This window comes from Nocardia farcinica, from assembly GCF_029867845.1.
Classification (GTDB): domain Bacteria; phylum Actinomycetota; class Actinomycetes; order Mycobacteriales; family Mycobacteriaceae; genus Nocardia; species Nocardia farcinica_A.
Genome location: NZ_JARWRU010000837.1, coordinates 1 through 5026, shown reverse-complemented (window position 1 = coordinate 5026; position 5026 = coordinate 1). Strand labels below are relative to the sequence as shown.

5 protein-coding genes are annotated in these 5026 nt (G+C 72.8%); 1 reads left to right on the top strand and 4 read right to left on the bottom strand.

The window, feature by feature from the left end; genetic code table 11:
• Window positions 1–274 precede the first annotated feature (274 nt).
• The 3 genes from QH283_RS18270 to QH283_RS18260 all read right to left on the bottom strand — a co-directional run bounded on the left by QH283_RS18270 (window position 275) and on the right by QH283_RS18260 (window position 3488).
• Window positions 275–1963, bottom strand: coding sequence for an FAD-binding dehydrogenase (locus QH283_RS18270; protein WP_280504202.1), 1689 nt, complete (start codon window positions 1961–1963; stop codon window positions 275–277).
• Complete coding sequence (locus tag QH283_RS18265; RefSeq protein ID WP_280504203.1) at window positions 1960–2529, bottom strand: TetR/AcrR family transcriptional regulator; 570 nt, start codon at window positions 2527–2529, stop codon at window positions 1960–1962. The genes QH283_RS18270 and QH283_RS18265 overlap by 4 nt, the downstream gene beginning before the upstream one ends.
• A 290-nt stretch (window positions 2530–2819) precedes the next feature.
• Entirely contained in the window at window positions 2820–3488 is a 669-nt protein-coding gene (locus tag QH283_RS18260) for a hypothetical protein (protein ID WP_280504201.1), read from the bottom strand.
• Window positions 3489–3652: 164 nt separating this feature from the next.
• On the opposite strand from QH283_RS18260, the gene QH283_RS18255 reads away from it, so the two are divergent.
• Window positions 3653–4315 (top strand): TetR/AcrR family transcriptional regulator, encoded by a 663-nt coding sequence (locus QH283_RS18255; RefSeq protein WP_280504200.1) that lies wholly within the window; start codon window positions 3653–3655, stop codon window positions 4313–4315.
• A gap of 43 nt (window positions 4316–4358) precedes the next feature.
• Here the strand turns inward: QH283_RS18255 and QH283_RS18250 are convergent.
• A partial coding sequence (locus QH283_RS18250) for a DUF72 domain-containing protein (RefSeq protein WP_280504199.1) occupies window positions 4359–5026 on the bottom strand: 668 nt, incomplete at its 5' end.

Below are 5026 nucleotides of genomic sequence, written 5' to 3'. Positions count from 1 at the left end.
GCGCCAGCTAACGATCGGAAATCGAGCCGGCCCCCCCTGCGCCTACTACGGCGGGGCCCGACCCCCCTGCTCGGCGCGCAACTCCGAGTCGATGCCGCCGGGCCTCCCCCTCCCGGCGGCATCGCTCGTTTTCATGACCGTCCCGCGCCGTCCGCCCCGCGCGGGCCCGGCCCGGCGCCTGGCGCGGAACGCCGCCGTACGCGCGTGGCCGGCGCCGCGAGGACACCCGCACAGCAACCCGGCGGCCACCCTCTGCCGCCGGACGGAACGCCGGTCAGGACAGCGACTTCGCCAGCGCCCGCCCGGCCGCCCGGCCGGAGAAGATGCACCCGCCGAGGAAGGTGCCCTCCAGCGCGTTGTAGCCGTGCACCCCGCCACCACCGAAACCGGCCACCTCCCCGGCGGCGTACAGCCCGGGCAGCGGGGTGCCGTCGGGGCGCACGACCTGGGAGTCCAGCGTGGTCTGCAGGCCGCCGAGGGTCTTGCGGGTGAGGATGTTGCAGCGCACCGCGATCAGCGGACCGGCCTTCGGGTCGAGGATGCGGTGCGGCTTGGCGACCCGGCCCGCCTTGTCGGCGAAGGACTGGCGGGCGTTGGTGATGGCCATGAGCTGGGCGTCCTTGCTGAACTTGTTGTCCAGCTCGCGGTCGCGGGCGACGATCTGACGCTCGAGCACCCCGAGATCCAGCCGTGGGCCACGGGCGATCTTGTTCATGCCCTCGACCAGCTCGGGCAGGGTGTCGGCCACCACGAAGTCGACGCCGTGCTTCTTGAACGCCTCCACCGGTCCCGGCGCGCCCTTGGCGACCCGGCTGGCCAGGGTGAGCTTGATGTCCTTGCCGGTGACGTCGGGGTTCTGCTCCGAACCCGACAGCGCGAACTCCTTCTCGATGATGGCCTGGGTGAGCACCAGCCACGAGTAGTCGTAGCCGGTGGACAGGATGGCCTTCATGGTGGCGTTGGTGTCGAAGCCGGGGAAGCACGGCGCGGGCAGGCGCTTGCCGGTGGCGTCGAACCAGAGCGAGGACGGGCCGGGGATGATGCGGATGGCGTGGTCGGGCCAGACCGGGTCCCAGTTGTGGATGCCCTCGGTGTAGTGCCACATCCGGTCGCGGTTGACGATGGCGCCGCCCGCGGCCTCGGAGATGGCCAGCATGCGCCCGTCCACGTGCGCGGGCACGCCGGAGATCAGCGTCTCCGGGCACGGGCCGAGCCGCTCCACCGGCCAGTTCTGCCGGATCAGGGCGTGATTGTGGCCGATGCCGCCGGAGGTCACCACCACGGCCTTCGCCCGGAACTCGAAGTCGCCGACCACCGTCCGCGAGGACGCCTTGCCGCGCTCGAGATCGGTCGGCTCCAGCACGCTGCCGCGCACCCCGACGACCGCGTCGTTCTCGACGATCAGCTCGTCGACGCGGTGCCGGAAGCTGAACTTCACCAGCCCGCGCCGCTCGGCGGCCTGCACCGGCTCGGCGAACACGCGCACCACCTCCGGGCCGGTGCCCCAGGTGATGTGGAAGCGCGGCACCGAGTTGCCGTGGCCGTCGGCCGCGCCGCCGCCGCGCTCGGCCCAGCCGACCAGCGGGGTCACCCGCAACCCGAGGTCGCGCAGGTAGTCGCGCTTCTCGGTGGCGGCGAAACGGACGTAGGCCTGGGCCCACTGCCTGGCCCAGTGGTCCTCGTCCTCGCGGTCGAAGCCCGCCGAGCCCTGCCAGTCCTGCCAGGCCAGCTCGTAGGAGTCCTTGATGCCGAGCCTGCGCTGCTCGGGCGTGTCGACCATGAACAGCCCGCCCAGCGACCAGAACGCCTGACCGCCGAGGTTGTTGCGGTTCTCCTGGTCGAGCAGGTGCACCCTCTTGCCCGCCAGCGCCAGCTCGTGGGCGGCGACCAGACCGGCAAGGCCTGCGCCGACCACGATCACCTCGTAACCGTCGGCAGCGGAATCGCTTGTGCTCATCGTCATCCTTCTGTCGGGGTGCTGTAGGCCAGCACGACATGGTGGAACAGGTCGGCACGCCGACCGAGGACCGTCCGGTTGCCCGGCTCCATCAACACCTGCACGGCGGTGCCGTCGTGCACGGCGACCAGCGCCTGGCACAGGGCCACGGGATCGTCGACGGTGCGTCCCGCGCGGCCGAGCGCCGCCACCACCGTCGGCGCGAGCGCGGCCACGATGGCCTCCTCCCGCTCGGCCATCACCCGGCGCAGGTGCGGGGTGCGCAGGGCGTGCGCGGTGAACTCGGCGGTGATGCGGAACCACGCCTCCTCCAGCGGCACCGCCGCGAGCAGGCCCGTCACCGCCGCACGCACATCGGTGAACGTCTCGTCGGCCAGCGCGTCGAGGGCCGCGCGCAGATCCTCGCGCAGGGTGGCCGAGCGTTGCTCCCACATGGCGAGGAACAGCTCGTCGAGGGAGGTGAAGTTCGAGTAGAAGGCGCCGCGGGTGAATCCGGCGCGCTCGCAGACACGTTCCACGCCCGCGCGGCCGAAGCCCTCCTCGGCGAAGACCTCGTAGGCGGCCCGCAACAGTCGTTCGCGGGTGTGCGCGCGGCGCCTGCTCGGCGCCTTGCCCGCCCCGGCGCGGGCGCCCGTCTCGCGGGCGGGGCCGCCCGGCGAGGCGTTCGCCCTCGGTTGCCCGGCCTGTGCCGCCGTCACGGTTCCTCCTCGCGACCCCGGGCGGGACCGCATTCGCCGACCGGCCGGCGCATCCGCGCGCACGCTTCGATACACCGGTGTATCCGATACGGGAATGTATCAGAGCCGGGCCGGGCGGGGACATACTTCTGGACAACCGCCCAGAAACCACGCGGGCGAGCGAACTACCGGTCCGGCGGGGCGATCGCGCTGATCAGCACCCCGTCGGCGCGCTCGACCACCGTGACGAACTGGCGGTAGGTCTTGACCGCCCCGTCCGGGCGGACCTCGGTGAGCACCACGTCGAGCCTGCCGTCGGGCAACGGGGAGATCAGCACGCAGTGCTTGGTGTCCGGCGGCACCGAGGTGATGCCCGCGTCGATCACCTCCGCGCTGGACACCGCGGCATCGCGGGTGGTGACGGCCCTGGCGGCGGCGCCGGAGCGGGTCACGTAGTAGGCGTACTGGAAGGCCAGCACCGCGTCCGGGCCGTCGTCGGTCGAGCCGGTTCCGTTGCCGCGCACCAGTTCCCGGGTGCGCAGCGGGTCGCAGCCCGGACCACCGCCGAGCACCGGGTCGGCCACGGTGGCTGACTGCCGGGGCCCCGGCGTCGGCGAGACGTAGGCCAGCACCACCGCCACCGCCGACAGCGAGATGCCGAGCGTCACCACCACGACCAGCAGGGGTCTGCGCCTGCGCGGTCGCCGCGCGCGCCCCCGGCGCCCGCGCAGGCTGCCGTGGCCCGGCGCCCCCCTGCGTCCCCTCGACGGCTGCTCCGGGGTGATCATGCCCGGCCACACCGGGCGCCGGGCACCCGGCGACGCACGTCGTGACCCCACCGCGTAGGACGCCATGACCGACGCACCTTCCCCTGTCAATACCGTTGCGCAGTAACAACATTGCACATCGGCGGGAAAAATGACGGATGAACGGGCCGATCGGGCCCGTTCGGGAGAACCAGCGTGCGCGGCGAAAAACCCTGGCGCGCATAATCGACAACCCCGACAGAAAGGCTTTCATGCGCCACTCGGCAACTCGATGCGAGCCGTCGCCAGGCAGCGACCTCGCCGATCGTCGCGCGGCCTTCCGCACGGACTCCCCCACCTCGCCGCGCGGCAGGCTGATCACCGCGTTCGTCGAATGCGTCGAGGAGAAGGGTTATGCCGCGACCACACTGGGGGACATCGTGGCCGCCGCCCGCGTCTCGCGCAGCACCTTCTACGAGCACTTCACCAACAAGGAGCACTGTTTCGTCGAGTCGGTGCACACCGGCATCGCGGTGCTCGCCCAGCGCATCGGGGAGGCGTTGCGCGCACTGCCCCGCGAGGCCGACGCGCGCGCCAGGATCGCCTGCGTCATCGTCAACTTCTGCGAGGCCGTCGCCGAGGAGCCGCACTTCGCCAGGATGGTGCTCGTGGAATCGGCCCGGGTGGAGCGGGCCGCGAACGCCGTGCGGGTGCTCGCGCTCGACCAGTTCACCGAGACCTACCGGCACTTCCACGCCAGAGCCAGGGCCGCCGATCCGACGGTGCCCGCGGTACCGGCCGAGCTGATCGCGCTCATCCCGGACGCCATCTGCGAGCGCACCCGCCGGGTCATACTCACCGAGGGCGCGCACGCGGTCCCCGCCTCGGCGCCGCTGTTCATCGCCTTCGCCACCGCCGTGCTCGGGCTGAGCTAGCCGCTCGAACCAGCCGCTCGAACCAGCCGCTCGGACCAGCCGCTCAGAACAGCGTCATAGGCTCCTCGGCCGCCGGGTCGGGCAACGGTTCCAGCTCGGGGACGAGCGCGCGGACCTCGTCGTGGAAGCGGCGGGCCAACCGCAGCGAGGAGCCGTTGTCCGGGGTGTGCACGAAGACCGTCGGGGACCGGCCTTCGCGCAGCCAGTCCGCCACCACCGGCAACCAGGGCTGCCAGCCCGTGACCGTCACCTCCTCGTCGTCGCGGCCGTGGTAGCGGACCATCGGGTCGGCGGTGAGCGCGCGGGTGCGGCGCGGCAGGTGCGGCTTCTTGGCGCGGGCCTCCAGTTCGGCGGGACTCGAGGCGGGCGCGGAGAACAGCACCGAGGTGTCGAAGGTGGCCCATTCCGCGTCCGCGCGGGCGAGCACCCGTTCCAGCGCGGCGGCGGCGCGCGGGTCGTCGTAGAACCCGCGATGGCGGACCTCGACGGTGCGGCGCGGGCCGGACGGCAGGGTCGGCAGGAAGCGGGCCAGCGCGCCGAGATCGCCGGGGCCGAACGAGCCGGGCAACTGCACCCACAGCGTGTGCAGGCGCTCGCCCAGCGGAGCCATGGCGTCGAGGAAGGCGGCGAGTTCGGCGTCGGGGGGGCGCCCCCCCCCCCCCGGCGCGCGGGGGGGGTGGGGGGAGGCGGGCCGGCGGCGCAACGAGGAGC

Coding starts and splice junctions, on each gene's coding strand:
- QH283_RS18260 (WP_280504201.1), bottom strand. CDS start 3,488: ATGGCGTCCTACGCGGTGGGGTCACGACGTGCGTCGCCGGGTGCCCGG.
- QH283_RS18270 (WP_280504202.1), bottom strand. CDS start 1,963: ATGACGATGAGCACAAGCGATTCCGCTGCCGACGGTTACGAGGTGATC.
- QH283_RS18255 (WP_280504200.1), top strand. CDS start 3,653: ATGCGCCACTCGGCAACTCGATGCGAGCCGTCGCCAGGCAGCGACCTC.